This window comes from Cytobacillus gottheilii, assembly GCF_900166665.1.
Classification (GTDB): domain Bacteria; phylum Bacillota; class Bacilli; order Bacillales; family Cytobacillaceae; genus Cytobacillus; species Cytobacillus gottheilii_A.
This window is the reverse complement of record NZ_LT800494.1, coordinates 1,563,732-1,586,213: the sequence shown is the minus strand read 5'-3', so window position 1 is coordinate 1,586,213 and position 22,482 is coordinate 1,563,732. Positions and strand designations below refer to the sequence as shown.

Sequence of the window (22,482 nt, the reverse complement as noted above, 5' to 3'; positions counted from 1 at the left end):
TTAGATTACATGATTTCGCGGTAATTTCCAAATAGAAACTTTTATACTAGCTGTCTCTTACGGCAATTAAGTCCGTAATTTCCTCGAGATAAGCTGTATCCAGAGCCGTTTCCTTTAGATATTTTTTAGCTGCACTTATATGTTCCTTTAGTGCATTTTTCGCACCTTCCATTGATAAAAGGGAGGGATATGTGCTCTTATGGTTATTTTCATCGCTTCCAACTGGTTTACCAATCATTTCTTCCGTGCCTTCTAGATCAAGAATATCATCCCGGATCTGAAAAGCTAGTCCTAAGTGATAGGAGAAGGCTTTGAGTTTATCAATTAAACTTTCATTTGCTTCTGCAAGCAATGCGCCGGCAATCACGCTATAAGCCAAGAGCTTCCCTGTTTTGTGCACATGGATATATTCCAGTTCTTCGAGATTTAATTGCTTTTCTTCCCCTTGCATATCAGCTACCTGTCCGCCAACCATCCCTTCTGCACCAGCAGCTTTTGCAAACTCAGCAATTAAAGCCAGCTTTGTTGCTGCCGCTGTCTCTGCAGATTGAATCGAAGCAATCAGCTGAAAACTATATGTCAACAAGGCATCTCCTGCAAGGATGGCAGCTGCTTCTCCGTACACTTTATGATTAGTAGGTTTGCCTCTGCGCAAGTCATCATCATCCATACTTGGCAAATCATCATGAATAAGTGAATACGTATGCACCATCTCAATAGCTGATGCAGCTTCCAATCCTATTTTAGGATCTTTTTTAAAGGCAGCCAATGTGGCAAACAATAAAAGAGGACGTATCCTTTTGCCTCCCGCTTCTAATGAATAGATCATCGCGTCTTTTAGGATCTGCGGTGTTTCAAGTGAAAGCATTTCTGTGCGTAAATGGCTCTCTAGCAGGTCTTTGTATTGATTAGAAAACTCTTTAAACGTTGCCCCCATAAAACTATTCCTCCTCAGAGATGGCAAATGGCTCTCTCTTTCCATCCTCAGTAATCATTTCTGCTATTTGAGATTCCACATTTTTCAACTTGTCATGACATAGTTTTGAGAGTTCCATCCCCTTTTTATAAATGTCAATCGCTTCCTCAAGAGGCACATCCCCTTCTTCAAGCTGATCTACAATCTCTTCAAGCTGCTCCATCGCTTCCTCAAAAGATAACTTTCTATCAGATGTCATATTGATTTCCCCTCCGTATCAACTACAGTACAATCTATCGCTCCATCCGAAAATTGAATTTTCACCTTATCATTTACATTTAAAGCTTGTACCGACTTTGCCAAAGCCCCGGTTTCTGTATAGACAAGGCTATAGCCTCTATCCATAATTTTCAGAGGGCTCATCGCCTCTAATGAGGATAGTAAATGCTTAAAATCCTTTTGTTTGGACTGCATAATGGATGTCATATTTCTTGTTAAGTATTTATTTGATTTATCATAGCGCTGTTTTGCTTCCTGCAGTAAATCCTGCGGTCTGGCACGATCTAGCCTTCTCAGCAGTATCTTTTGTTCTTCTTTTTTTATAAGAAAAAGTTTTTCTGCCCCTCGTTTAAGCTGCTCGGCATATTTATCAACTTGCTCAAGCTTTTGCTCGTACAATTTTTGAGGATTTCTGAAAGCATAGGATTTGCGGATCCTTGTTAGTCTGATAGTTTGCCGGGACACGCTTTCTCTCATTGTTCTAATAAGTCTTGATTGCCGATTCCACACTCGTTCAGCCAGTTCATCTATATGCGGAACAGCTAACTCTGCAGCACCGGTTGGGGTAGGGGCACGCAGATCCGCAACGAAATCAGCAATGGTAAAGTCTGTTTCATGTCCAACAGCAGAGATAATCGGCAGCTTAGATTTATATATTGCACGAGCAACCATCTCTTCGTTAAACGCCCATAGTTCCTCGATTGAACCTCCGCCTCTTCCAGCTATCAGCACATCAGCTTTTCCGTCTGCATTCGCTTGTTTAATGCAGTTAACGATTGAAGGCGCGGCTTGATTTCCTTGAACAAGAGCAGGATAAACAATAATTCTGGCAATCGGATATCTTCTTCTTATTGTAGTGATAATATCCCGCACTGCCGCTCCTGTAGGTGAAGTAATGACTCCCACACATTCAGGATATTTCGGAATGTTTTGTTTCTCTTTCTGAGAAAATAGCCCTTCTGTTTCAAGTTTCTCTTTTAGCTGTTCATAAGCTAAATACAACTCTCCAATACCGTCCGGCTGCATTTCTTTTATGTAAATTTGATATTGGCCGCTCTGCTCATATACCGTCAGATCACCCCGAATAAGGATTTTCATCCCGTTTTCAGGCTGAAACTTCATATTGCGATTATATCGAGAAAACATAACGGCTAAAATACGGGCCTTTTCATCTTTAAGTGTAAAATACATATGCCCGCTAGAGTGCTGTTTAAAGTTCGAAATTTCCCCTTTAACCAATACGTCCTGGAGATGAGGATCTTTGTCAAATTTTCTCTTTATATATTTTGTTAATGCAATGACAGTTAAATAACGCTGTGTATCCATCATAACCTCCTGCCCAGTCCGCCCTCATGCTCCGGCAAGCGAACAATTGGGGCACCATCCTCCATCAAGGAGATCTGTACCCCATATTCACTAGATATGTTATTGCATGTCTGCTTTTACTTTTGATAAGACACCATTAATAAATTTTGGTGATTTGTCATCACCGTATAATTTAGCTACTTCTATAGCTTCATCCAGTACCACGTTCACAGGAATCTGTTCTTCTGTGTACTTAAACTCAAAAATGGCAATTCTTAATATATTTCGGTCAACAGTCGCCAGTCTTTCAATGGTCCACTTCTCAAGATGTTTTTGAATCATCTGATCAATTACCTCTCGATGTTCTGTAACTCCTTCAACCATCATCGTTAAATATTGATCCTGAGGGGCGCCATCCAGGACATGCTCAATTGCTTCGTTTATATCTGTTTCACTTACATCAATTTGGAATAATGCTTGTAAAGCTTTTTCCCGTGCAGTTCTTCTTTTCATTGAATATCATTAACCCCTTTTATTTCACATTATTTCGCGTCATCGAAAAAAACACATAACAAGATAATAGCATATGTCACCATTATGCGCACTTATGTACTTAATTTCTCCATGATTATGATTTTTAGCATATTGTTATTTGTTTATTAACATAAGGAAAGCCAAAGACTTTTAAAGGTCCTTGGCTTTCGCGTTGTTTTACATTTCCTGATCGTATTCCGGCTCTTGCTTTTGGTTTTCAAATAGTACACCCACAACGTGAATATTTACTTCACTTGCATCAAGGGCCGTCATATTCAGGAGGGCTTGCCGAATGTTATCTTGAATCTTTTGAGCGACATTAGGAATGGATATGCCAAACTTCATTAAGCAATAGATATCCACTTTAATGCCTTCTTCTGTCAGATCGACTTTGACACCTTTGCCATGATTTTTTTTGCCAAGTCTTTCAACGACACCTGTTGCAAAGTTTCCGCGCATCTGCGCTACACCCTCAACCTCTGCAGCCGCAATCCCGGCAATTACTTCAATCACCTCTGGTGCAATCTCTACCTTACCTAACCCAGTATGCTCTTGATTCATTTCAAGCATTTGATTTTCACTCAATCTAAAGCACCTCCAATTATTCTTTACCACCCATTACATCATAAATGTCCAAAAACTTCGTATTAAACTGTCCTTCCACAAATTGTTCATGATTTAAAAGCTTTAAGTGGAATGGAATGGTTGTATGAACACCTTCAATAATAAATTCGCTCAGTGCTCTTTTCATACGGGCGATTGCCTCTTCTCTAGTATCGCCGTAAGTGATCACTTTTGCAATCATTGAGTCATAAAATGGCGGAATCACATAGCCTGGATATGCAGCTGAATCCACACGAACTCCTAAACCGCCGGGAGGAAGATACATTTCTATTTTCCCCGCTGAAGGCATAAAGTTCTTTTCAGGATTCTCTGCATTAATTCTGCATTCAATAGACCAGCCTGAATACGTAATATCCTGCTGATTAAATGCCAGCTTTTCTCCAGATGCTACTTTAATCTGTTCTTTAATTAAATCTACACCTGTCACCATCTCAGTTACTGGATGTTCCACTTGGATCCGTGTATTCATTTCCATAAAATAGAACTTTCTATTTTTATAGTCATAAATAAACTCAATGGTTCCTGCTCCAGTGTAGTTGACAGCCTCAGCAGCCTTCACTGCTGCATTTCCCATTTCCTCGCGTGTTTCTCCATCTAACGCAGGTGATGGCGTTTCTTCAAGCAGCTTTTGCAATCTTCGCTGAATGCTGCAATCTCGCTCTCCTAAATGTACGGTGTTTCCATAATTATCAGCAAGGACCTGTATTTCGACATGGCGGAAGTCCTCAATATATTTTTCAATATAAACGCCAGGATTTCCGAACGCCGTGAGTGCTTCCTGCTGAGTAATAGCAATCCCTTTAATAAGCTCCTGCTCATTTTTAGCGACCCGAATTCCTTTTCCGCCGCCGCCCGCAGTAGCCTTAATGATCACTGGATATTCAATTTGATTAGCCAGCGCTATCGCATCTTCTTCATCTTTAATGATCCCGTTTGAGCCTGGCACGATTGGAACTCCAGCTTCTTTCATCGTTTCACGGGCAATATCCTTCGTGCCCATTTTTGAAATCGCTTCTGGAGTGGGCCCAACAAAAATGATGTTGCACTCTCTGCATAGCTCTGCAAAGTCAGCATTTTCAGCTAAAAATCCATAACCTGGATGGATCGCATCACAATCCGTAAGCTTCGCCACACTGATTATATTCGTAAAGTTTAAATAGCTGTCTTTAGACATTGTTGGTCCAATACAGTATGCTTCATCCGCAAGCTGTACATGCAGTGCATTCTTATCAGCCTCAGAATAAACCGCAACAGACTCAATTCCCATCTCTCTGCATGCGCGAATAATCCTAACAGCAATTTCTCCTCTATTAGCAATAAGTACTTTTTTTATCATCGTATTCATCCTGTCAGCCCCCCTTACTCAGGCTTTACTAAAAATAATGGCTGACCATATTCTACTAACTGTCCGTCTTTTACAAGAACCTCAACAATTTCACCATTAACTTCTGCTTCGATTTCATTAAATAATTTCATTGCTTCTACGATACAAACAATCGTTTCTTTATAAACTTTGCTGCCGGCATTTACATAAGGACCAGCTTCTGGTGAAGAAGATTGATAAAAAGTTCCAACCATTGGAGAAACAATTTTATGAAGATTGCTTTGTTCACTAGCTGCAGCAGCGCTTGGCTGTTCAAGGTCCTGTACTGGCTGCGCTTCAGCAGCTGCTGGCTGTACGGCTGGTTGTGTATGTATTTGCGGCTGCTGCATCACTTGTTTTACTGGCTCTGCAGAAACCATGATTTCAGAAGCCTTTTTTTTCATCTTTATTTTGGAGCCTTCATGCTCATATACAAACTCATCAATCGTTGAATCATCAACAAGCTTAATCAATTCGCGAATTTCTTCTACTTTTAACATTTATTGCACCCCTTGTTCACTTGGCACTTCACTTCATTCAAAAGCTTGAAGAAGAAGTGCATGAATTATGACTAGCTACTATAATCATACGATAAGACCTTATGATAATTCAACTGTATTATTGTTCTCTTATTATTTTCTCTATTGAACAGCTTGATTCCTTGTGGAAGTATGAAATCATAAATAGACAAAAATTTTTAAGGTATTTCTGCTAACTTTATTAATATTGTGATTGCCTAACAGATTGATTTTAGCAAAATCACTTATGAACCTGTGTCTATTTAATCTTTTATACAGAAAGCAGCTGACGAAACCGCCAGCTGCTTTCATATCATTTATTTCATTTGAAATTCTACAGCTACTGCTCCCAGGTTTTCAATTTCGTTATTCGCTGCACGGATGATTTCATTTGCTGCTGCTTTCGACTGTTCTTCTGCTTTTACCGTAATTCTCACTTCATCACCCTCGGCGCGAACAAGAACATCTTCATAGTTCATCGATTTAATCAGCATCTCTAATGTATGTTCTTTTGTGGCAATTTCATTTAATTGCTCAATCTGATCTTTAGCTTCGCTAATTTGAGCAGTAGTTGCTTCACTAGAAGCCACAACCGCTGTTAATGCTTCTTTTTCTTTGCTTCTTTGGTCATCTAAATCCAGGCGAAGCTGAACAAACATTTCATCAGATTCTACAGTCGAAACAGTTGCATCTGCGTTTTCCTCCTGCATTGCAGCTTCTTCTTCAGCAGTCCCCGTTTCTTCCACATTTTCAGATTCTTCAACACCTGCAAGATCCTGACTTCCTTGTTCTGGGGATGTAATGTAATACACGGATAATACCACCACTAAACTTAACATTGTTAATAACCAAACCGTTTGTTTTTTTAATAACATCTATGATTCCTCCTCTTATTTTTTAGGCATTACAGATACTCTATGGCTAGGCACGTCAAGTGCTCTTGTTACTGCTTCAATAATCATTTTTTTCACTTGGATGTTTTCGGCTCCCTTTGCAACAATTAAAACCCCTCTGATCGATGGTTTTTTCGTTTCAATGACAATAGGAACCTCTTTTTCTCCTTCACGGATGATGACGAGCTGCTCTTCCTTTGATGTATCCTCAACAACCCTCTTCCCGCCTTCACGGTCCGTTTCGTCTGTTGTTTGAGTCTGAGTTGTTCTATTTTTTTCAAGCACCTTTTTCTCTGTAGCATCCACATTGACAACAACTGCTACATCATCAACTCCCGCTATGGTGTCCAGTGCTTCTTTTATTTGAGATTCATACATTTTTTCATAGTCTGTTATAGCACCTGTGCTTTCTCCCTGCTTTTGCCCAAATGCGGCAACTTCCTCTTCGCTATTCTCATCACTGTTATTGAATACTGGCAGCTCTGAGGTGGATTCTTCTTCACTGAAAAACATATTGCTTACCAGCATGATGGCAGCGCCAAAAAGGAGAACGAGCAGTAAATAATGGTATTTTCCAGGCTTTTTATCAGGCTGATTTTCCTTTGAGAGCCATTTTTTCAACAACGTAATGGGCCCTTTGTCTTTGTCCATTGCTGTTTATGCCCCCCCTTCCATCAATACGTCAATTATTCGTCCATCTACATCCCAGGAATCGGAAAGGAGTGCTGCAATATCCTTTGCATCATTAGTTGCCGTTCGTGAAGGGAGCGGTTTTCCTGTATTTATATCTACTGGCTCCACCGCTTCAACGGCCTCGCTTTCCTCCTGCGCCTGCTCCAACTGAACAATCAATTGCTGCAGGACGGGAATGTCGTTTTCATCCTTTTCTTCAGATACTATTTCGATATGAGCGATTTGCAGCCCGTATTGTGCCATCAACTCCTCCTCTGCGTCCATTTTCAGTTGGACAGCCATGTTTTCTAAAATATATGCATCATGTGAGGCTTGTATTTCTTTTTTTTTCATTTCTATCGAATTTTCCATATTATTTTCACTCACAGCCTGGAAGGAGGGCACTGTAGCAAAGGCTTGTTCGAAATCCTTCGAAATAAATTGCAGGATCGGAGTAAGGATAATGGCGATTAAAAGGAGCCCGGTAACCATCTTTGTGTATTTCTGCAGCTTTGTATTCGGCAGAAGCATATCTATGACTGTTGCAATGAGAATAAACAGGATAATATTCGTAATCCATTCTTTAATAAAATCCATCATCTGCCTCCTTACCGGATCATCATTGTTAAATTTCCTGCGGCAATGATAACGGTTAAACTAAGGAAAAACATTAAAGATACAACCGCCAATGCTGCAAACACATAAATGACACTTTTGCTGATAATGTCCAGACAAGTGATAATCGGGCCACCACCAAGCGGTTGGAGAATGGCTGCAGCAAACTTGTAAATGAAGGCAATCATTAAGATTTTGATTGCCGGAAATGCCGCAATAATGATTAAAATGGCCACTCCTGCGATACCGACCGTATTTTTCAAAAGCACGGATGCACTAATGACTGTATCTGTTGCATCCGTAAACATTCGCCCAATAACCGGAATAAAATTTCCAGTAATAAACTTGGCTGTTTTTATCGTGATTCCATCTGTTACAGCTGAAGAGGCGCCCTGTACAGAAATAACGCCTAAAAATACGGTTAAAAACAGACCAAGAAGCCCGATGCTCCAATTCCGCAATAAGTTGGCCAGCTGCGTTACTTTATATTGATCAGACAAAGCACTGACAATGCTTAAAATAGTGGACAATAACAGCAGAGGCAAAATCACATATTGAATGAGCAGTCCGCTTATATTCATGAGAAAGAGAATTACAGGATGAAAAAATGCTGCTGATACAATCCCGCCCGATGTTGCAATCAGCGCCAGCAGCAATGGGATCAGTGCCATAATAAAAGAAATCATTGTGCTAATCGCATCTTCTGTATATTGCATAGCAACATGAAAGCTATTTAACGCAATAATCATAAGAACCATAAACACAATCGCATACGCAACCTTGCTGATCGTGCTTTGTTCAAAGGCATTTTGCAGAGATTGCAAAAACATGCTAAATACCGTTAACAGAATTAAAGTTCCGAGCAATTTTCCATTCACAATCAATTCATGGAAGGCAAACTTCAGAGCACCTTTAGCCCATTCCTGGAAGGAAAACTGCTTGTCTCCTTTAATAAACTCATATAAACTCCCTTTTTGACTTTCTGGCAGAAAGCCTCCATAAGTGGTGCTGATCTCTTCCCAAAACGTCTTTAATTCATCAAGATTTAAAGAATCTATTTGGTCATCAAGCAAATCTTCAGCATGGATCGCCGCGTCGGCATTGTCTGTTTGTGGGGAGGCTTGTACACTCGGACTAAATATGAAGAAAGCAAAAAAGCTTAACATCAACACGTTCCGGATATAGTGCTTCATATGGACACCTCTTTAAAGGAAATACGAATATTGCTGCGTCTAGTGGTGCAAAGCTCAATTGCTAATTAGGAATCATTTGAACAATTGTTTCAATTAAAACGGTTAAAATCGGAATAGCCATTGCTAATATTAAAATCTTCCCTGCCAGTTCAATCTTGCTGGCAATCGCTCCCTGCCCCGCATCTTTTGTCATTTGCGAAGCGAATTCTGCAATATAAGCGATACCTATGATCTTTAGAATCGTTTCGAGATAGACCATATTCACATTTGCATTCACAGCAATCTTTTCAATCATCATGATGATGGCATGAACTTGGTCAATTAAAAATAGAAAAATAGCGCAGCCGACAAACATAACGATAAAAAAAGCAAAATTCGGCTTTTGCTCTTTTACAATCAGAACTAAGAACGTAGCAACAAGTCCAAGACCGACTATTTGAAGAATTTCAATGGCAGCCGCCTCCCTTAGCCTTGGAATAGAAAGACAGATTTAATTTTTTGAAATAAATTATCGACAATGGATGCGACCATAAACAAAATATAAATAAAACCAAATAAGGTGACCCACTGGGCGTATTCTTTTTTGCCAACTTGATCAAGAATGGTATGAAGAAAGGCAACAACAATCCCTACACCAGCAATTTTGAAAATAATATCAACTTCCAAGCCCATTTTTTCTCCTCCTAAGCTCTCGCCCTCTTGATTCCTTACCTCAAAAGTAAAAAAAGTATTATACTAATAAAATGATAATGAGCAGGCCAGAAAGAAATCCGAAGCTTTTGGCCATTCTTTCATATTTCGCCTGTTTTTCATGAGCATCGTTGACTTCTCTTTCCAAATGAGCCAGTGCGAGCATAATCTGCTTTTGCTGAGAAATCCGGTCATGTCTGCCCAGCGTCTCACCAAACTGCTTCATGATTTCAAATTCCCCTTGCTTTAACGCCGTCTTGCCCCAGATCTCTTTTAGACAATCCTCCCATGCGTCTCTTACAGTCGTCTCTGTCTCTGTTAACCGCTTTGAAAATGAAGAAAAAAATGAAGCCAATGGATTTGATAGCTGAGCGGATAGCCTTCTTGCTGCTTCATGCAGGGGCGTATGGCCATACATAATTTCAGCATCCAGCGACTGCAAAGCCGATTTCAGCTGCCTTAACTGCCTCGGTCTTTCACTCAGATGCCTTGACGCCTCAAACCCAATCCACGAGGTAGCAAGTATGATTAAAATAGCACCAATGATTTTCACCATTTTGACATCGCCAGCTTTTCCGATGTAACTAGTAAACCTTGTCCATCTTTAATGCTCTTAATTCCGCCTGGTCCATGTTTTCGATCCAATTCAATAAATCGTTCAAAAATGCCGGCTTCAAGGATCGGTGCTAAGGTTGGACGCTGTTTAATTTCTTCAAAAGAGGTGCCATGGGTTGTCATAATCAGCTTAATTCCTGCATTTACAGCTTCCATAATCGCTTCTTTATCTTCATGAGATCCTATCTCGTCCACAATTAATACATCTGGGCTCATGGACCGAATCATCATCATCATGCCTTCAGCCTTTGGACAGCCATCGAGCACATCCAGGCGGTGCCCAAAAGTCATTTCTGGAATTCCGTTTACACTCCCGGCAATTTCGGATCTTTCATCAACGATTCCAACCTTTTGAGCATGAAACCGTCCCGAAGGATCTCCGCTTGAAATGATTCTAGCTATATCACGGAGAAGGGTTGTTTTTCCGGTTTGCGGCGGACCAATTATCATGGAATGCTTCCACTCACGGTCATATATAAAAGGAATAAGCTTATCTGCAATACCAAGCTGTTCTTTAGCAATCCGAATATTGAAGGAAGAAATATCTCTTATCGCTTTCACCTTCCCTCCTTCTAAAATGACTTTCCCGGCAAGACCAATTCGATGACCGCCTTCTATTGTAATAAAGCCCCTTTTCAACTCTTCTTCTAATGTATAAATCGAATGGTGACTGATTTTATTTAAAAGCTGAACAGCATCATCATGTGTAGCAATGTAAGGCAAGAAGCTTGTCTCACCTTTCCAAGTCAATTCCAGCGGACGGTGGATGCGTACGCGAATTTCTTCAAGCTGTGATAAATGATCTGGAGGAATATGTTTGCAATGATCTGAAATGTTATTTGGCAAATAGGCTAGAATGTTTTCCATAACGCAGTGCCTCCTTTAAAAATTTCAACAGCTATAGGACTAGCTCTCATTACTTTAAATGTATGCTGCGGAGTGGACATTATGACCTTGTTTGAATTTTTTTAGGTGGATATTAAGAACAGGCAGTGTTCATACATTTTTAAACGTGGCAATCCTTCTTATGTGAAGGCTGTGACTCAAACAGAGGAAAGAGATATGACGTATTAGAAGATATTCATTAAAGGAAAACGAAGACATCTCCCTGAATAAAATAGTTAAGACCAACAATACATCACAAGTGGAGGAGAGAGAATGGTATACGGACAATCATTTTATCGGGAAACTGGACATTTTGCTTCAAAGAAACGAATAACGGTTGTCGGCGTGGGAGAATGGAGAATACAGCCGACCGAGGCGCAAATCCAACTGGGCGTAAGGGAGGAACAGAAGACACTAAATGAGGCTCAAGCGCTCAGCACAGCTAAGATAACAAATATATTAAATGGGCTTAAAGAGCTTGGCATTCCTGAAAAACAGATCCAAACGGCAAGTTATCAAGTATTCCCTGTTTATGACTATCATGAAGGCACTCAAATTTTGCGGGGCTATCAAGTTGAGCACCTTCTGCAGATTACAGTAAAGGAATTGGAAAAGACAGGAGAAATTGTTGATGCCGCTGTACAGAACGGTGCAAACTTAGTGAACAGCATTCAGTTTACTTCTTCACCCCCAAATGCCTATAAGCAGCAAGCACTTTCCATTGCCGTATTTAATGCTGTTGAGAAAGCAGAAGCTATTGCCAGGAGCATGGGTGTTCAATTGAATCAAACACCGCTGCGTGTCTCCGAACAATTACAAACTGATGGAATAACCCCTTTCAGCAGTACTGGTCTAATGGCTAAAGCGGAAGCAGTTCCAATTCAGGCGGGAGAATTAACAATAAAAAGCATTGTTATCGCAGAGTTTTCTTATTTCTAATAAACAGAAAATCCCGAGGGCAAATAACCCTCGGGATTTTTGTATGATGCTAATGATTATGCACGAGATACGTAAGAACTATCAGTTGTATTAATGATCAGTTTGTCACCTTCGTTAATGAAGAATGGCACTTGAACACTTAAACCCGTCTCCATAATTGCTGGCTTTGTACCGCCTGAAGCAGTATCCCCTTTAATGCCTGGCTCTGTTTCAGTTACAACAAGCTCAACTGTATTTGGCAGTTCAATTCCAAGAGATTCGCCTTGGAACATCATAATATGAATTTCCATGTTCTCTTTCAAGAACTTCAATTCGTACTCAATTGAAGTTGCAGGAAGTTCGATCTGCTCATATGATTCATTGTCCATGAACACATGCTGATCACCATTTGCATATAAATATTGCATTTTACGGTTATCAATTTGTGCTTTTGCTACTTTTTCTCCTCCACGGAATGTTTTTTCCTGGATCGCACCTGTACGCAGGTTTCTAAGCTTTGAACGAACAAAAGCAGCACCTTTCCCTGGCTTAACATGCTGGAAATCCAGTACGCGCCAAATGCCGTTATCTACTTCAATAGTCAATCCTGTACGAAAGTCATTTACTGAAATCATGCAAAAAATCCTCCAATTTTCATTACAAAATAATTAAATCTTTTTTAGAATGAGTAAGCGATTCATTATGATCAGCTGTAATAATCGTATCATCTTCAATACGAACGCCGCCTACGCCTGGAATGTAAATTCCCGGTTCTACTGTTACAACCATACCCGGCTCTAAAACTACTTCTGATTTACTGGAAAGTCCTGGGCCTTCATGCACTTCAAGACCGATTCCATGACCTGTTGAGTGACCAAAGTATTCGCCAAAGCCTTTTTCAGTAATATGATCACGAGTTAAGGCATCAGCTTGTTTTCCAGTGAGACCTGGCTTAATTCCATTCATTCCTTTTAATTGTGCTTCTAAAACCACGTTATAGATTTCTGCGAGCTGATCTGATGGCTGTCCAACAGCAACTGTACGAGTGATATCTGAAATATAGCCGTTATACAGTGCACCAAAATCCATTGTGACAAAATCACCACTTTCAATGACTTTATCACTTGCCACACCATGCGGATAAGCTGAACGGTATCCTGAAGCAACAATAATATCAAAAGAAGAAGAAGTAGCACCAGCTTTTCTCATAAAGAATTCCAGCTCATTCGAAACCTCAATTTCCGTCTTGCCTGGCTTAATGAAGTTTAATATATGCGAAAAAGCATCATCTGCGATCTTCGCAGCTTCCTTTAATATCTTAATCTCAGATGCATCCTTAATCAAGCGCAACTTTTCAATAACACCGGAAATCGGTACAAGTTCCGCAGAAACAGCTTTTTCATACGTTTTAAAGCTAGCAAATGAAACATAGTCCTGTTCAAATCCAAGTTTTGAAATTCCCAGCTTCTTCACCTGTTCTTCTACCTCAGCTGGGATCACACCAGTATGCTGAACAATCTCATAGCCTTCGCATTGCTTGCCTGCTTGTTCAACATAACGGAAATCAGTAATAAACAGTGCCTTTTCCTGACTGATTAATACAACGCCAGCACTTCCTGTAAAACCAGACATATAGCGGCGATTATATGAACTTGTAATCAGCATTCCGTCTATACCCAATTCACTAAACTTTGAACGTAATTTTTCAATTTTCCCCATGTTTCTCTCTCCTTTACAATTCCAATAACGCAAGAAGTGCCAATTCATAGCCTTTAACCCCTAAACCAGCAATCTGCCCTTTACTGACAGGTGCAAGTACAGACTTATGACGGAACTCTTCTCTCGCATGGATGTTTGAAATATGTACTTCTACAACAGGAATTTGTATTCCTGCAATGGCGTCCCTAAGTGCATAACTATAATGCGTAAAGGCACCAGGATTAAAAATAACACCTGTATATTCAGAGGCGTTTGCTTCCTGCAGCTTATCAATTAAAGCTCCTTCATGATTGGACTGAAACGCAGACAATTCTGCTCCATGCTTTGCTGCCGCCTCTTTTATTTGCTCCTCTATTTGTAAAAGAGTAACAGAACCATAAATGCCAGGTTCTCTTTTGCCAAGCATATTTAGATTCGGCCCATTCAGCAACAGTATTTTCTTCATTCCTTACACCTCTGCCAAACAATTTATACAACATCTTTATTTTATCACAATTATGGCAATTGAATAAAAAAGAAAGTTTGAAGCACGAAGGAATACCGATACTTTCATTGAAATGATAAGATGTCAATTTATATGCGATTACAGGCAAGTCCGGGTAAGAACGAAAAATCGATCTGTCCCGAAGGCATCAGGACAGATTATTTTCTTTTAAAAGGCTTATGCGACCTAGCTTTGTGCATCGGCTTCCTCTGCCTTTTGCTCCATTTTTCTAAGCTCGCTAGTTTCATAAGATATAGAATAACCAACAAATACACCATACAAGATATATAAACAGCCAGAAGTTATAATTGTATTCCGCTCAAGCTCCCCGAATGGAGGAATCCCAGGAAAAATCGGGTTCAGTACGAGGAAAACTAATAAAAATAAAACAATTCCATACCCGATCCCGACCCAAATACTGTAAAATTTTCTTAACATCGCATAATAAAGCAGAGCCGCCACAATGGATATGGCTCCCATTAGTAAAATCGAGATAATGATGCCTAACCAGCCATCTTTCCATTCTCCTATTGTCCAAGGCTCTAAGATTGTATTTGCTGGAATTTCGGTAAAATTAAATACGTTGGCAATATACCCTACACCGCTCCAAAGAATTCCCCCAATCAAACCTGTTAAGACCGTCATCATCATTATAGACATCGGTTTATCCTTTTGATTTTGTTCAAGCTTTTTATTTTCTTTATCCGCCAAAATGAACACCTCCATTCATAGTATGTCCCGCTGCACATATTCCTTGCATCCTCTAATGCGATTTGTAAATTTTATATGATGCAGGAGATTATGCTGGAATGAACAACCAAAGCCATTAATACACTTTTTCTTAAACATTATTTATTTCATCAAAAGGTTTTGACGCAGAAAAAGAGAATTTATTATAATAACGATTACAACCTTCAATTTTATCGTTTAAAAATGTCTTTTATGGAAAAAATATATAGAAGTATATCGTGTACAAACTGTTAGACAAAATGAACTTTTGTTAATAACAACTCAAGGAGGTGGCATTCTTGAAAAATCGAGTTTCGTTTTATGTCGTTGCAGCACTCATTGTATTGGGGATTTTGGGAATAGCCGTCAGTTTATTTTCAGACCCACTTGGCGTATTGCGGACAGTTGCAGTTGCTGCAATCATAATCGCAATTATCTATTTTCTGATTACGCGTGTATCCTCCAGCAACAGTGGCAACAAGGAAAACCGGGCCTTTAAACAAGCTGCCAGAAAATCAAAAAAACGGTTTATGAAAAAGGATGCGTCTTCAAGTGCAAACCGCAAACCAAAAACTGCTTCGCTTACCTCTATCAAAAAACCAAAGAAAAAATCATCTGTACAGCTCACCGTTATAGAAGGAAAGAAGAGCAAAAGAAAAAATCGGGCATCTTTATAAAGAAGCCCGATTTTTTTCTATTCTAATAACTCCATTTTGAGAAGAATTGAAGAGCACACTGTCTGCCAAGCTCGAGCAGGTCATTTCTTCTCTCCTCGGTCAATTCAAATTCAGTTGCCAGAACACCGTCTGTCGGAATAAAAATTATATTCTGCGCATGTTTTCTGGAAATATAACGAGCGTCATGAGCGTCTTTCATTGTTTCAAACAACGCTTCATACAGCTTAAACGCATTATTAATTTTTTTCGCCGGGCGTTCATTTAGATTGTGGCTCAACTTAATGCCAAGAACAGGCCTGACTTTTTTGACATTTTCTTTATCAAAAAGCCACATCGGAAAATTACTCAATACACCGCCATCTACCATTAGACTGGTTCGTTGCTGTGCATACAATTTGACTGGCTCAAAAAAATACGGAAGACTGCAGCTCATTCGAATTGCCTTGGCAACAGAAAAGGAACCATGATCTATTCCATAATTCGGAAGATCATCTGGTATAACAACAAGCCTGCCATTTGTTAAATCTGATGCAACGACGCGAAGTGCCTGAGGAGGCAAATCTGAAAATGTCCTAATTCCTCTTAAAGCTAACTTCTCTTCCATCCACTTTTCAAGCTCTGCGCCTTTATACAGACCTAATCTCCAATATAAGAAAATCCATTTTGTCACAGCAAATGGAATAATCGCTTTTCTATCATCCATAAACGTTTTCACATCAAGTTCCTTCATTAATTCAGCAATTTCATCACTTGTATATTGAGCTGCAATTAACGCAGCCACGATCGATCCAGCGCTAGTTCCAGCTACTCTTTTAAAACGAAAGCCTCGCTTCTCCACAACCTCATATGCACCAACTAAAGCAAATCCCTTAATGCCTCCCCCAGAAAACACGCCATCAATATACATGTTCACCACCCCCTGCACAGAACTCGCCTACTACATCTTTAAGCAGGAAATGAGAAAAATAGTACGATTTTTTTAACAGCATTAGAATAATTACTGGGTTTTAAAGGCGGACGGGGATCGGCTTAGAAGATCAACTCCCGAAGCAAGAGAAAGATTAGAGCATGTGAGTAATTTCCGAAATACGGGGATAAAGCGGATATTAGGTGGATCTAAAGAGCTTGAATGAGAGTACTATATCCTGATAAAGGTGAAGGTATTACTTGTGAAAACTTGACCTTGTTATCCATATTTAAGAAATTAAAAGTGTATTAATTACGCAAACAAGATCAAACACAGGATTTCAAAAATCAGTCAAATCATCTGTCACACTCAGCTTTTCAAAAATCCTATCTATTCTTAGGATTGAAACGTAAAAAAGGCCGGAACACTCTTCTCCAGCCTAGGGTTGTTAGTCTTATTATCTTTTAAAATTCCATTCATCACTTTCATAACGATCTTTAGCGATTTTATGGACATACGCTAATTCTTCTTCCGTTAACTCATATGGCTCAAGTTTAATATCCAAGCCTTGCTCGAAACCTTCTTTGAAAGCCTTTTTCGCCATTTCAATGGTGACATTTTCTTTAGCAATTTCATTAATGGCAACTGCTTTGTTTTTAAATGCCTTTTGCATTCTTTCTTTTACGCGCTCATTAGGATATTTAAACAAGCTGAAAAGCTTGTCTTCATCAAGATCTAAAAGAATCGAGCCATGCTGGAGGATGACACCCTTCTGTCTCGTTTGTGCACTTCCAGCTACCTTACGTCCTTCTACAACAAGTTCATACCAGCTTGGTGCATCAAAACATACGGCAGAACGGGGATTCTTTAATGATTCGCGATCTGCTTCTGTTTTTGGCACGGCAAAATATGCATCCATCCCAAGATTGTGAAATCCCTTTAAAATTCCCTCAGATATAACACGGTAGGCTTCTGTAACCGTTTTCGGCATATCCGGATGTTCTTCAGAAACAATAACACTATATGTAAGTTCATGCTCGTGCAAGACGCCTCTGCCACCAGTTGGGCGACGCACAAATCCAAGCCCATGCTGTTTAACACTATCCATATTTATTTCCTTTTCCACTTTTTGAAAATAACCAATCGATAATGTCGCTGGCTCCCAGCCATAAAAACGGATAACCGGCGGGATTTTCCCTTCGCTATTCCAATCAAGAAGCGCTTCATCAAGCGCCATATTAAATGCTGCTGAATGATTTCCTGAATCGATAAACCGCCATACTTCCTTTGCCATTTTATACCCTCTTTTTCGAATTGTTATTAACTTGCTGTCAAACCAAAGTCTAGCAAAATTCCATTTAGAAAAAAAGCATTTACCTTTCGTATAAAAAATTACCTATTTTTCTTTACTCATATAGTGATGCCTTATATAATTATACTTGTCTTATCATATGTGTGAAAGGAGAAAGACACATTGGATATCCTTTATTTCCTTCTGATTATGCTTGGTGCGATTGTGGTTTATTCTGTCGTTAACTGGCTAATTCAGAAGAGAATCGTTAAAACACTCACAGAGGAAGAATTTCGTGAAGGCTACCGCAAAGCGCAGCTGATTGATGTCCGCGAACCAAATGAGTATGAAGCTGGACATATACTCGGTTCTAGAAATATCCCGCTTTCCCAGCTTAAAACGAGACTCCAGGAATTGCGTCCTGATAAGCCTGTTTATTTATATTGCCAAAGCGGCATGAGAAGCGGCAGAGCGGCTCAGCTCTTAAGCAGAAAAGGCTACAAAAACCTTAGTCACCTGCAGGGCGGCTTTAAAAAATGGAGCGGCAAAGTTAAGAAAAAATAAACACGTGCAGTTTGCACTTATACTTCATATATGAAATTAGCTTTTGTACGACAAAGTGGTTATGCTAATTCAATTTTTGAATGTATACAGTAAGAGGCTGTCTTCAAGTGAAGACGCCTCTTTTGCATTTAATGTGACCTATATTCTTCTCAGTACGCTGATATATTCACTTTACACTTTTTACGTGTTTTTTTGGTATGATCGATCATGTAAAGATGAAAATTTAGCGAATATGTTTTAAAGGAGTTTTTATATTGCGTGCCATGCGGAAAATGTATCAATTCTTTTTAGACAAACCTATAAAAAAAGGAACAATATTGAATGATGCCTATGAGATCTTGAACATAATCGGAGCAGGAAGCTACGGACTTGTTTACTTGTGCAGAGAACTAGTGTCCAACGAGAGAAAAGTAATCAAACAACTGCGTCCGAGTAAGCATATGTGTAAAAAAGAGGTTGACATGTTCAAAGAGGAAATGTCTATTTTGAGCAGCCTTAACCATAGAAATATACCAAAGATTTTTGAAACATTCTCTAGTAATGGTTCTTTATTTTATGTCATGAGCTATATTGAAGGTGATAATCTGGAAGACCTCATTTTCCATAAAAAGCGAACATTTAATGAGGAAGAAGCATTATTTGTTTTGACACATCTGCTTGACTTTATAGACTATCTTCATAGTATAGACATTTTTCACCTTGATATCCGGATCCCAAATGTGATGGAAAACAATGCGGAGTTTTATTTGATCGATTTAGGTTTAGCACAATCGCCGCAAAATCAACAGGAAATGATCGAGATGAAGCTGCAGGATTATTATGATCTAGGAGAGATTCTGCTGTATTTGCTTTATACAACATTCAACTCTAAATACAAAAAAGCTCTTCCATGGACAGAAGAACTTTCGTTAAAACCGGAAACGGTCAGATTGTTAAAACGGCTGCTGCAAATCAATCAGCCATATTCAGACATTGCCGAAATCAAAGCCGATCTTCAATCAGCATTGAATGTGCAGGCAGATCCCATTTAACTGCTGCTTCGGCCTCTCCTCTTATAATACTTGCTTCCGCCCAAAGGATTCCGTTTATAGCGACGGCTGCTGCTGCTTCCCCGGCCGTAATACTTCCGGTCACTGCTGCTATAGCGACGATAATGACGTCTTCGATCACTGCTGTCACGGGACATCTTTGTAATTTGCTTTAGAATTTTTTTAAACATAAGTCCCCTCCTCTCATTCTCGCTTGCATTCTTTGTGTTTTTTCACATTCTAACATAAACTTATAATAAACCGTTAGCTTAAAACCGCCACTCTATGATCTCAGGTATGCTTTTTATTATTTATGTGCTTCCTATATTCTCAGGATCATATTTTTATCCAGTATCGCAAAACTGATTCTTTTGATTTCAATGGCTTTATTTCATTCTCTAAAATACCGCCAACTTTTTCAATGGTTTTTGCTGAAGCAATATTGCTTTTATCACATGTGACCAAAATTTGTTCTAAGCCAAGTTTCTGCGCTTCAAGCAAGCTAAGCCGAAGCTGCTCAGCGGCATATCCTTTTCTGCGCCTATTTGGGTGGATGCTATATCCGATATGTCCTCCATTCATTAATAATTCTGGTGTTAATACATGGCGAATATTGATTAGTCCAATTAACTCACCATTTTCAATACTTAGGAATTGAGTGACGGGGACTTTGTGCGGAGGTAAAAGTTCTTCAATCTCTTGACTTATAACATTATCCAACCACTTGTGATAATCAGTAAATTTTTGCAGGGAAGAGCCTCCATAAGGCGTTTCTCCTCGTTCTAAAAACACCTCCCGATAAGCCATGATTTGTTCATAATGCTGTATAGTTGGTTTAACTAAATTCATTATCTCAATTCTCCTATATAAAATTAATGATTAACTTGCTATTTTGGTAAAAGGATGTACAACTTCATGGAATTCACCATTTCTCCCTCAAAACTGTATTTCCATGTCTTTTAACGCCCCTTGTTTTACATATTGAATGATTTTTGCACATTCACTTTCTACACGCTGTCTGCCAATCTCACTAAGAAACCAGTTATTCTCACTTGTGTGCTGATCATCTGCAGGACAAAGGGTGTATTGGATCCAGTCAGGCATATATGTCTCTAACGTTAATTGTAAGCGTCTCATATGCCAGGAAGCTGTGACCACTAATAACCGCTTTATTTTAAAGAGGTGAAATTCTCTGTCTAGGACAAGAAGAGAGGCAAGCACATTCTCTAAAGTATGCAAGGAAGTATCCTCTACCAGAATATCACTTTCTGGTATGCCTAGTGCAATGGCTTCTTTTTTTAGCATGACCGCCTCCGGATCACTGCTTCCATGCCACTTCACTCCCCCTGTGAAGATCATTTTAGCTGCTCTGCCGTCATGATATAAATCAACAGCTTTTGGCAACCGGTATTGAATTGCCCTGCTGCTTCCAGCTACAAAAATACAATCTCCAGGTTTACGATCATCTTCAATATCTGAAAATAATAATTTGGACATCTGGAGATCTGTCAGCTTTCCTGCTTCTAATTGTGATATATACATGTGCCACCTCTTCTTTATTCATTTACAAAAATAACTTCAACAATATAAATGGGAATTCCTTCTTGTATCCATTCTTTCTTGAAGTGTGTCTCATAAACTCAAAAGTTGATTTTATAGTGTAGATAAAACATCCTAGAAATTCACTAAACAGCTTGTTGCAACAGGAATTCAAAGAAGAAAAATTATGAAAAGCTAACATGTATCAAAGGTTTTTTCATACAATATTTTAGAGGTGATCGCCGTGACAAGAGTAAGGTATACCAGCAAGGACATTGATTTAATAGCAAGGATGATGAGAGCAGAAGCCGAGGGTGAAGGGCAGCTGGGAATGCTCATGGTTGGAAATGTTATTGTCAATCGAGCTGCTGCTGATTGTTTGGATTTTAGGGAAGTAAGATCAATTCGGGATGTCATTTTTCAAATTCAGGGCGGCAACTATTCTTTTGAAGCAGTGCAAAAAGGAAATTTATTTTATAACCCGGCTAGGGAGGTTGAGAGAGAGCTGGCACGAAAAGTATTGAAAAATTGGCGCCAGCATCCGTCTAAATATTCTCTGTGGTACTTTAATCCGTATGCCCCATGTCCTCCTACTTGGTATGGTCAGCCATTCGCGGGACAATATAAACAGCATTGCTATTATGAACCTCAGGCTAACACATGTGAAAGTGCTTATAGATAATTGTTCATAAAGAAGTAAAGAGGCTGGGACAAAAAGAAATTAATATTTCTCAAACATGAATATTCACTATCTTGGTTTGGGTAATTAAGCAAGGCCGTTCCATTGCGCTGCGGACCCTCGCTTTCCGTGGGGAGGAAGCTGAGCCTCCTCGGAGCAAGCTCCTGCGGGGTCTCACCTTTTCCTCTATTGCCCACAGGAGTCGAGGGTCCTCCGCTCCATTTCACTCAGTTATTTTATATTCATAAAAAAACCGAATGATTAGAAGATGACTCCCTAATCATTCGGTTCTATGAGTGTGTGAAATACTTATGTCCCGGCCTTCTATTTTTATTATTGTTTTACATATTTCAATACTGGCTTTCTTGCTGCCAAAGTTTCATCTAAACGGCCGATTACGGTTGTGTGCGGAGCCTCCTGCACGATTTCTGGATTCTCCTCTGCTTCTCTTGCAATTTGCAGCATCGCATCAATGAAGCTGTCGAGCGTTTCCTTAGACTCTGTTTCAGTAGGCTCAATCATAATACACTCTTCCACATTAAGCGGGAAGTAGATTGTTGGCGGGTGATAGCCAAAATCAAGCAGGCGTTTAGCAATATCAAGAGTACGCACACCAAGCTTTTTCTGTCTTTTTCCGCTTAAGACAAATTCATGCTTACAATGTCTGTCAAATGGCAGGTCATAAGCTGAAGATAATCTTCTCATCATGTAGTTAGCATTCAGTACTGCATATTCTGTAACAGCTTTTAGACCATCAGGGCCCATTGTGCGAATATACGTATAGGCACGTACATTAATGCCAAAGTTGCCGTAGTATGGTTTTACACGGCCAATTGAGTCCGGTC

General features: G+C 39.5%; 29 protein-coding genes and 1 pseudogene. 5 read left to right on the top strand and 25 right to left on the bottom strand.

The genetic code is table 11. From position 1 onward, the window contains the following. Positions 1-46: 46 nt before the first annotated feature. The 15 genes from B7E07_RS07755 to spoIIIAA all read right to left on the bottom strand — a co-directional run bounded on the left by B7E07_RS07755 (position 47) and on the right by spoIIIAA (position 11,084). Entirely contained in the window at positions 47-937 is an 891-nt protein-coding gene (locus tag B7E07_RS07755; protein ID WP_080845224.1) for a polyprenyl synthetase family protein, read from the bottom strand. 4 nt (positions 938-941) lie between these two features. Next, positions 942-1,175 (bottom strand): exodeoxyribonuclease VII small subunit, encoded by a 234-nt coding sequence (locus B7E07_RS07750; RefSeq protein ID WP_080845220.1) that lies wholly within the window; start codon positions 1,173-1,175, stop codon positions 942-944. Then, a complete protein-coding gene (xseA, locus tag B7E07_RS07745; RefSeq protein WP_080845217.1) occupies positions 1,172-2,521 on the bottom strand; it encodes an exodeoxyribonuclease VII large subunit in 1,350 nt (449 codons plus the stop codon). The genes B7E07_RS07750 and xseA overlap by 4 nt, the downstream gene beginning before the upstream one ends. 99 nt (positions 2,522-2,620) lie before the next feature. Further along, entirely contained in the window at positions 2,621-3,013 is a 393-nt protein-coding gene (gene nusB / locus B7E07_RS07740; RefSeq protein ID WP_080845213.1) for a transcription antitermination factor NusB, read from the bottom strand. 198 nt (positions 3,014-3,211) lie between these two features. Then, a complete protein-coding gene (locus B7E07_RS07735) occupies positions 3,212-3,619 on the bottom strand; it encodes an Asp23/Gls24 family envelope stress response protein (protein WP_080845211.1) in 408 nt (135 codons plus the stop codon). A 16-nt stretch (positions 3,620-3,635) separates the two neighbouring features. Continuing rightward, on the bottom strand, positions 3,636-4,994 hold the full coding sequence (gene accC / locus B7E07_RS07730; protein WP_080849137.1) for an acetyl-CoA carboxylase biotin carboxylase subunit: 1,359 nt from the start codon (positions 4,992-4,994) through the stop codon (positions 3,636-3,638). A gap of 23 nt (positions 4,995-5,017) precedes the next feature. Continuing rightward, positions 5,018-5,521 (bottom strand): acetyl-CoA carboxylase biotin carboxyl carrier protein, encoded by a 504-nt coding sequence (gene accB, locus B7E07_RS07725; RefSeq protein ID WP_080845208.1) that lies wholly within the window; start codon positions 5,519-5,521, stop codon positions 5,018-5,020. 335 nt (positions 5,522-5,856) lie between these two features. Beyond that, entirely contained in the window at positions 5,857-6,414 is a 558-nt protein-coding gene (locus tag B7E07_RS07720) for a SpoIIIAH-like family protein (RefSeq protein ID WP_080845206.1), read from the bottom strand. Positions 6,415-6,429: 15 nt separating this feature from the next. Beyond that, positions 6,430-7,083 (bottom strand): stage III sporulation protein AG, encoded by a 654-nt coding sequence (gene spoIIIAG, locus B7E07_RS07715; RefSeq protein WP_080845202.1) that lies wholly within the window; start codon positions 7,081-7,083, stop codon positions 6,430-6,432. 6 nt (positions 7,084-7,089) lie between these two features. Beyond that, on the bottom strand, positions 7,090-7,704 hold the full coding sequence (spoIIIAF, locus tag B7E07_RS07710) for a stage III sporulation protein AF (protein ID WP_306807549.1): 615 nt from the start codon (positions 7,702-7,704) through the stop codon (positions 7,090-7,092). Positions 7,705-7,712: 8 nt separating this feature from the next. Continuing rightward, entirely contained in the window at positions 7,713-8,912 is a 1,200-nt protein-coding gene (gene spoIIIAE / locus B7E07_RS07705; RefSeq protein WP_080845198.1) for a stage III sporulation protein AE, read from the bottom strand. Between the two features lie 61 nt (positions 8,913-8,973). Beyond that, positions 8,974-9,363 (bottom strand): stage III sporulation protein AD, encoded by a 390-nt coding sequence (spoIIIAD, locus tag B7E07_RS07700; protein ID WP_139785590.1) that lies wholly within the window; start codon positions 9,361-9,363, stop codon positions 8,974-8,976. 14 nt (positions 9,364-9,377) lie between these two features. Beyond that, positions 9,378-9,584 carry a stage III sporulation protein AC gene (spoIIIAC, locus tag B7E07_RS07695; RefSeq protein WP_009332905.1) on the bottom strand — a complete coding sequence of 69 codons (207 nt, stop codon included), beginning with the start codon at positions 9,582-9,584 and terminating at the stop codon, positions 9,378-9,380. A 58-nt stretch (positions 9,585-9,642) separates the two neighbouring features. Continuing rightward, positions 9,643-10,158, bottom strand: a complete 516-nt coding sequence (spoIIIAB, locus tag B7E07_RS07690; RefSeq protein WP_080845195.1) for a stage III sporulation protein SpoIIIAB — start codon at positions 10,156-10,158, stop codon at positions 9,643-9,645. Next, positions 10,152-11,084, bottom strand: a complete 933-nt coding sequence (gene spoIIIAA / locus B7E07_RS07685; RefSeq protein WP_080845194.1) for a stage III sporulation protein AA — start codon at positions 11,082-11,084, stop codon at positions 10,152-10,154. The genes spoIIIAB and spoIIIAA overlap by 7 nt, the downstream gene beginning before the upstream one ends. A 291-nt stretch (positions 11,085-11,375) precedes the next feature. Here spoIIIAA and B7E07_RS07680 point away from each other — a divergent pair, with 291 nt between their 5' ends. Then, the gene (locus tag B7E07_RS07680; RefSeq protein WP_080845192.1) at positions 11,376-12,041 is read left to right on the top strand and encodes an SIMPL domain-containing protein; all 666 of its coding nucleotides are present in this window, start codon (positions 11,376-11,378) and stop codon (positions 12,039-12,041) included. A 56-nt stretch (positions 12,042-12,097) separates the two neighbouring features. Here the strand turns inward: B7E07_RS07680 and efp are convergent, their stop codons facing one another. From efp to B7E07_RS07660, 4 genes are all read right to left on the bottom strand, one after another. Next, entirely contained in the window at positions 12,098-12,655 is a 558-nt protein-coding gene (gene efp / locus B7E07_RS07675; protein ID WP_080845190.1) for an elongation factor P, read from the bottom strand. Positions 12,656-12,677: 22 nt separating this feature from the next. Beyond that, positions 12,678-13,739: a M24 family metallopeptidase gene (locus tag B7E07_RS07670; protein WP_080845188.1), complete on the bottom strand. Its 1,062-nt coding sequence runs from the start codon at positions 13,737-13,739 to the stop codon at positions 12,678-12,680. Positions 13,740-13,752: 13 nt separating this feature from the next. Continuing rightward, positions 13,753-14,184 (bottom strand): type II 3-dehydroquinate dehydratase, encoded by a 432-nt coding sequence (aroQ, locus tag B7E07_RS07665; protein ID WP_080845186.1) that lies wholly within the window; start codon positions 14,182-14,184, stop codon positions 13,753-13,755. 225 nt (positions 14,185-14,409) lie between these two features. Continuing rightward, positions 14,410-14,949: a YqhR family membrane protein gene (locus B7E07_RS07660; protein WP_080845184.1), complete on the bottom strand. Its 540-nt coding sequence runs from the start codon at positions 14,947-14,949 to the stop codon at positions 14,410-14,412. Positions 14,950-15,242: 293 nt separating this feature from the next. Here B7E07_RS07660 and B7E07_RS07655 point away from each other — a divergent pair, with 293 nt between their 5' ends. Next, positions 15,243-15,629, top strand: a complete 387-nt coding sequence (locus tag B7E07_RS07655) for an SA1362 family protein (protein WP_257391414.1) — start codon at positions 15,243-15,245, stop codon at positions 15,627-15,629. A gap of 22 nt (positions 15,630-15,651) precedes the next feature. Here B7E07_RS07655 and B7E07_RS07650 read toward each other — a convergent pair whose 3' ends face one another. Next, a complete protein-coding gene (locus tag B7E07_RS07650) occupies positions 15,652-16,536 on the bottom strand; it encodes a patatin-like phospholipase family protein (protein ID WP_080845178.1) in 885 nt (294 codons plus the stop codon). A 457-nt stretch (positions 16,537-16,993) separates the two neighbouring features. Continuing rightward, positions 16,994-17,830, bottom strand: coding sequence for a lipoate--protein ligase family protein (locus tag B7E07_RS07645; RefSeq protein ID WP_080845176.1), 837 nt, complete (start codon positions 17,828-17,830; stop codon positions 16,994-16,996). A 180-nt stretch (positions 17,831-18,010) separates the two neighbouring features. Here B7E07_RS07645 and B7E07_RS07640 point away from each other — a divergent pair, with 180 nt between their 5' ends. Continuing rightward, the gene (locus B7E07_RS07640; RefSeq protein ID WP_080845173.1) at positions 18,011-18,391 is read left to right on the top strand and encodes a rhodanese-like domain-containing protein; all 381 of its coding nucleotides are present in this window, start codon (positions 18,011-18,013) and stop codon (positions 18,389-18,391) included. Positions 18,392-18,654: 263 nt separating this feature from the next. After that, complete coding sequence (locus tag B7E07_RS07635) at positions 18,655-19,422, top strand: serine/threonine protein kinase (RefSeq protein WP_257391536.1); 768 nt, start codon at positions 18,655-18,657, stop codon at positions 19,420-19,422. Here B7E07_RS07635 and B7E07_RS07630 read toward each other — a convergent pair. From B7E07_RS07630 to B7E07_RS07620, 3 genes are all read right to left on the bottom strand, one after another. Beyond that, positions 19,419-19,610, bottom strand: a complete 192-nt coding sequence (locus tag B7E07_RS07630) for a hypothetical protein (protein ID WP_080845170.1) — start codon at positions 19,608-19,610, stop codon at positions 19,419-19,421. The two genes, B7E07_RS07635 and B7E07_RS07630, sit on opposite strands and share 4 nt — an antisense overlap. Before the next feature lie 145 nt (positions 19,611-19,755). Then, positions 19,756-20,268 (bottom strand): GNAT family N-acetyltransferase, encoded by a 513-nt coding sequence (locus tag B7E07_RS07625; RefSeq protein WP_080845168.1) that lies wholly within the window; start codon positions 20,266-20,268, stop codon positions 19,756-19,758. A gap of 87 nt (positions 20,269-20,355) precedes the next feature. Then, positions 20,356-20,961, bottom strand: coding sequence for a YdcF family protein (locus B7E07_RS07620; RefSeq protein ID WP_080845166.1), 606 nt, complete (start codon positions 20,959-20,961; stop codon positions 20,356-20,358). Positions 20,962-21,202: 241 nt separating this feature from the next. On the opposite strand from B7E07_RS07620, the gene B7E07_RS07615 reads away from it, so the two are divergent. Further along, the gene (locus tag B7E07_RS07615) at positions 21,203-21,640 is read left to right on the top strand and encodes a cell wall hydrolase (protein WP_080845163.1); all 438 of its coding nucleotides are present in this window, start codon (positions 21,203-21,205) and stop codon (positions 21,638-21,640) included. A gap of 330 nt (positions 21,641-21,970) precedes the next feature. On the opposite strand, the pseudogene B7E07_RS23565 reads toward B7E07_RS07615, so the two are convergent. Continuing rightward, positions 21,971-22,482: pseudogene (locus tag B7E07_RS23565) on the bottom strand (aminomethyl-transferring glycine dehydrogenase subunit GcvPB); the annotation flags it as partial.

Coding starts and splice junctions, on each gene's coding strand:
- spoIIIAG (WP_080845202.1), bottom strand. CDS start 7,083: ATGGACAAAGACAAAGGGCCCATTACGTTGTTGAAAAAATGGCTCTCA.
- B7E07_RS07645 (WP_080845176.1), bottom strand. CDS start 17,830: ATGGCAAAGGAAGTATGGCGGTTTATCGATTCAGGAAATCATTCAGCA.
- spoIIIAF (WP_306807549.1), bottom strand. CDS start 7,704: ATGATGGATTTTATTAAAGAATGGATTACGAATATTATCCTGTTTATT.
- accC (WP_080849137.1), bottom strand. CDS start 4,994: ATGATAAAAAAAGTACTTATTGCTAATAGAGGAGAAATTGCTGTTAGG.
- B7E07_RS07660 (WP_080845184.1), bottom strand. CDS start 14,949: ATGGAGGTGTTCATTTTGGCGGATAAAGAAAATAAAAAGCTTGAACAA.
- B7E07_RS07630 (WP_080845170.1), bottom strand. CDS start 19,610: ATGTTTAAAAAAATTCTAAAGCAAATTACAAAGATGTCCCGTGACAGC.
- nusB (WP_080845213.1), bottom strand. CDS start 3,013: ATGAAAAGAAGAACTGCACGGGAAAAAGCTTTACAAGCATTATTCCAA.
- B7E07_RS07650 (WP_080845178.1), bottom strand. CDS start 16,536: ATGTATATTGATGGCGTGTTTTCTGGGGGAGGCATTAAGGGATTTGCT.
- B7E07_RS07670 (WP_080845188.1), bottom strand. CDS start 13,739: ATGGGGAAAATTGAAAAATTACGTTCAAAGTTTAGTGAATTGGGTATA.
- B7E07_RS07635 (WP_257391536.1), top strand. CDS start 18,655: ATGCGGAAAATGTATCAATTCTTTTTAGACAAACCTATAAAAAAAGGA.
- B7E07_RS07680 (WP_080845192.1), top strand. CDS start 11,376: ATGGTATACGGACAATCATTTTATCGGGAAACTGGACATTTTGCTTCA.
- B7E07_RS07750 (WP_080845220.1), bottom strand. CDS start 1,175: ATGACATCTGATAGAAAGTTATCTTTTGAGGAAGCGATGGAGCAGCTT.
- B7E07_RS07625 (WP_080845168.1), bottom strand. CDS start 20,268: ATGAATTTAGTTAAACCAACTATACAGCATTATGAACAAATCATGGCT.
- spoIIIAC (WP_009332905.1), bottom strand. CDS start 9,584: ATGGGCTTGGAAGTTGATATTATTTTCAAAATTGCTGGTGTAGGGATT.
- B7E07_RS07755 (WP_080845224.1), bottom strand. CDS start 937: ATGGGGGCAACGTTTAAAGAGTTTTCTAATCAATACAAAGACCTGCTA.
- spoIIIAB (WP_080845195.1), bottom strand. CDS start 10,158: ATGGTGAAAATCATTGGTGCTATTTTAATCATACTTGCTACCTCGTGG.
- accB (WP_080845208.1), bottom strand. CDS start 5,521: ATGTTAAAAGTAGAAGAAATTCGCGAATTGATTAAGCTTGTTGATGAT.
- spoIIIAE (WP_080845198.1), bottom strand. CDS start 8,912: ATGAAGCACTATATCCGGAACGTGTTGATGTTAAGCTTTTTTGCTTTC.
- B7E07_RS07620 (WP_080845166.1), bottom strand. CDS start 20,961: ATGTATATATCACAATTAGAAGCAGGAAAGCTGACAGATCTCCAGATG.
- spoIIIAA (WP_080845194.1), bottom strand. CDS start 11,084: ATGGAAAACATTCTAGCCTATTTGCCAAATAACATTTCAGATCATTGC.
- efp (WP_080845190.1), bottom strand. CDS start 12,655: ATGATTTCAGTAAATGACTTTCGTACAGGATTGACTATTGAAGTAGAT.
- aroQ (WP_080845186.1), bottom strand. CDS start 14,184: ATGAAGAAAATACTGTTGCTGAATGGGCCGAATCTAAATATGCTTGGC.
- xseA (WP_080845217.1), bottom strand. CDS start 2,521: ATGGATACACAGCGTTATTTAACTGTCATTGCATTAACAAAATATATA.
- B7E07_RS07720 (WP_080845206.1), bottom strand. CDS start 6,414: ATGTTATTAAAAAAACAAACGGTTTGGTTATTAACAATGTTAAGTTTA.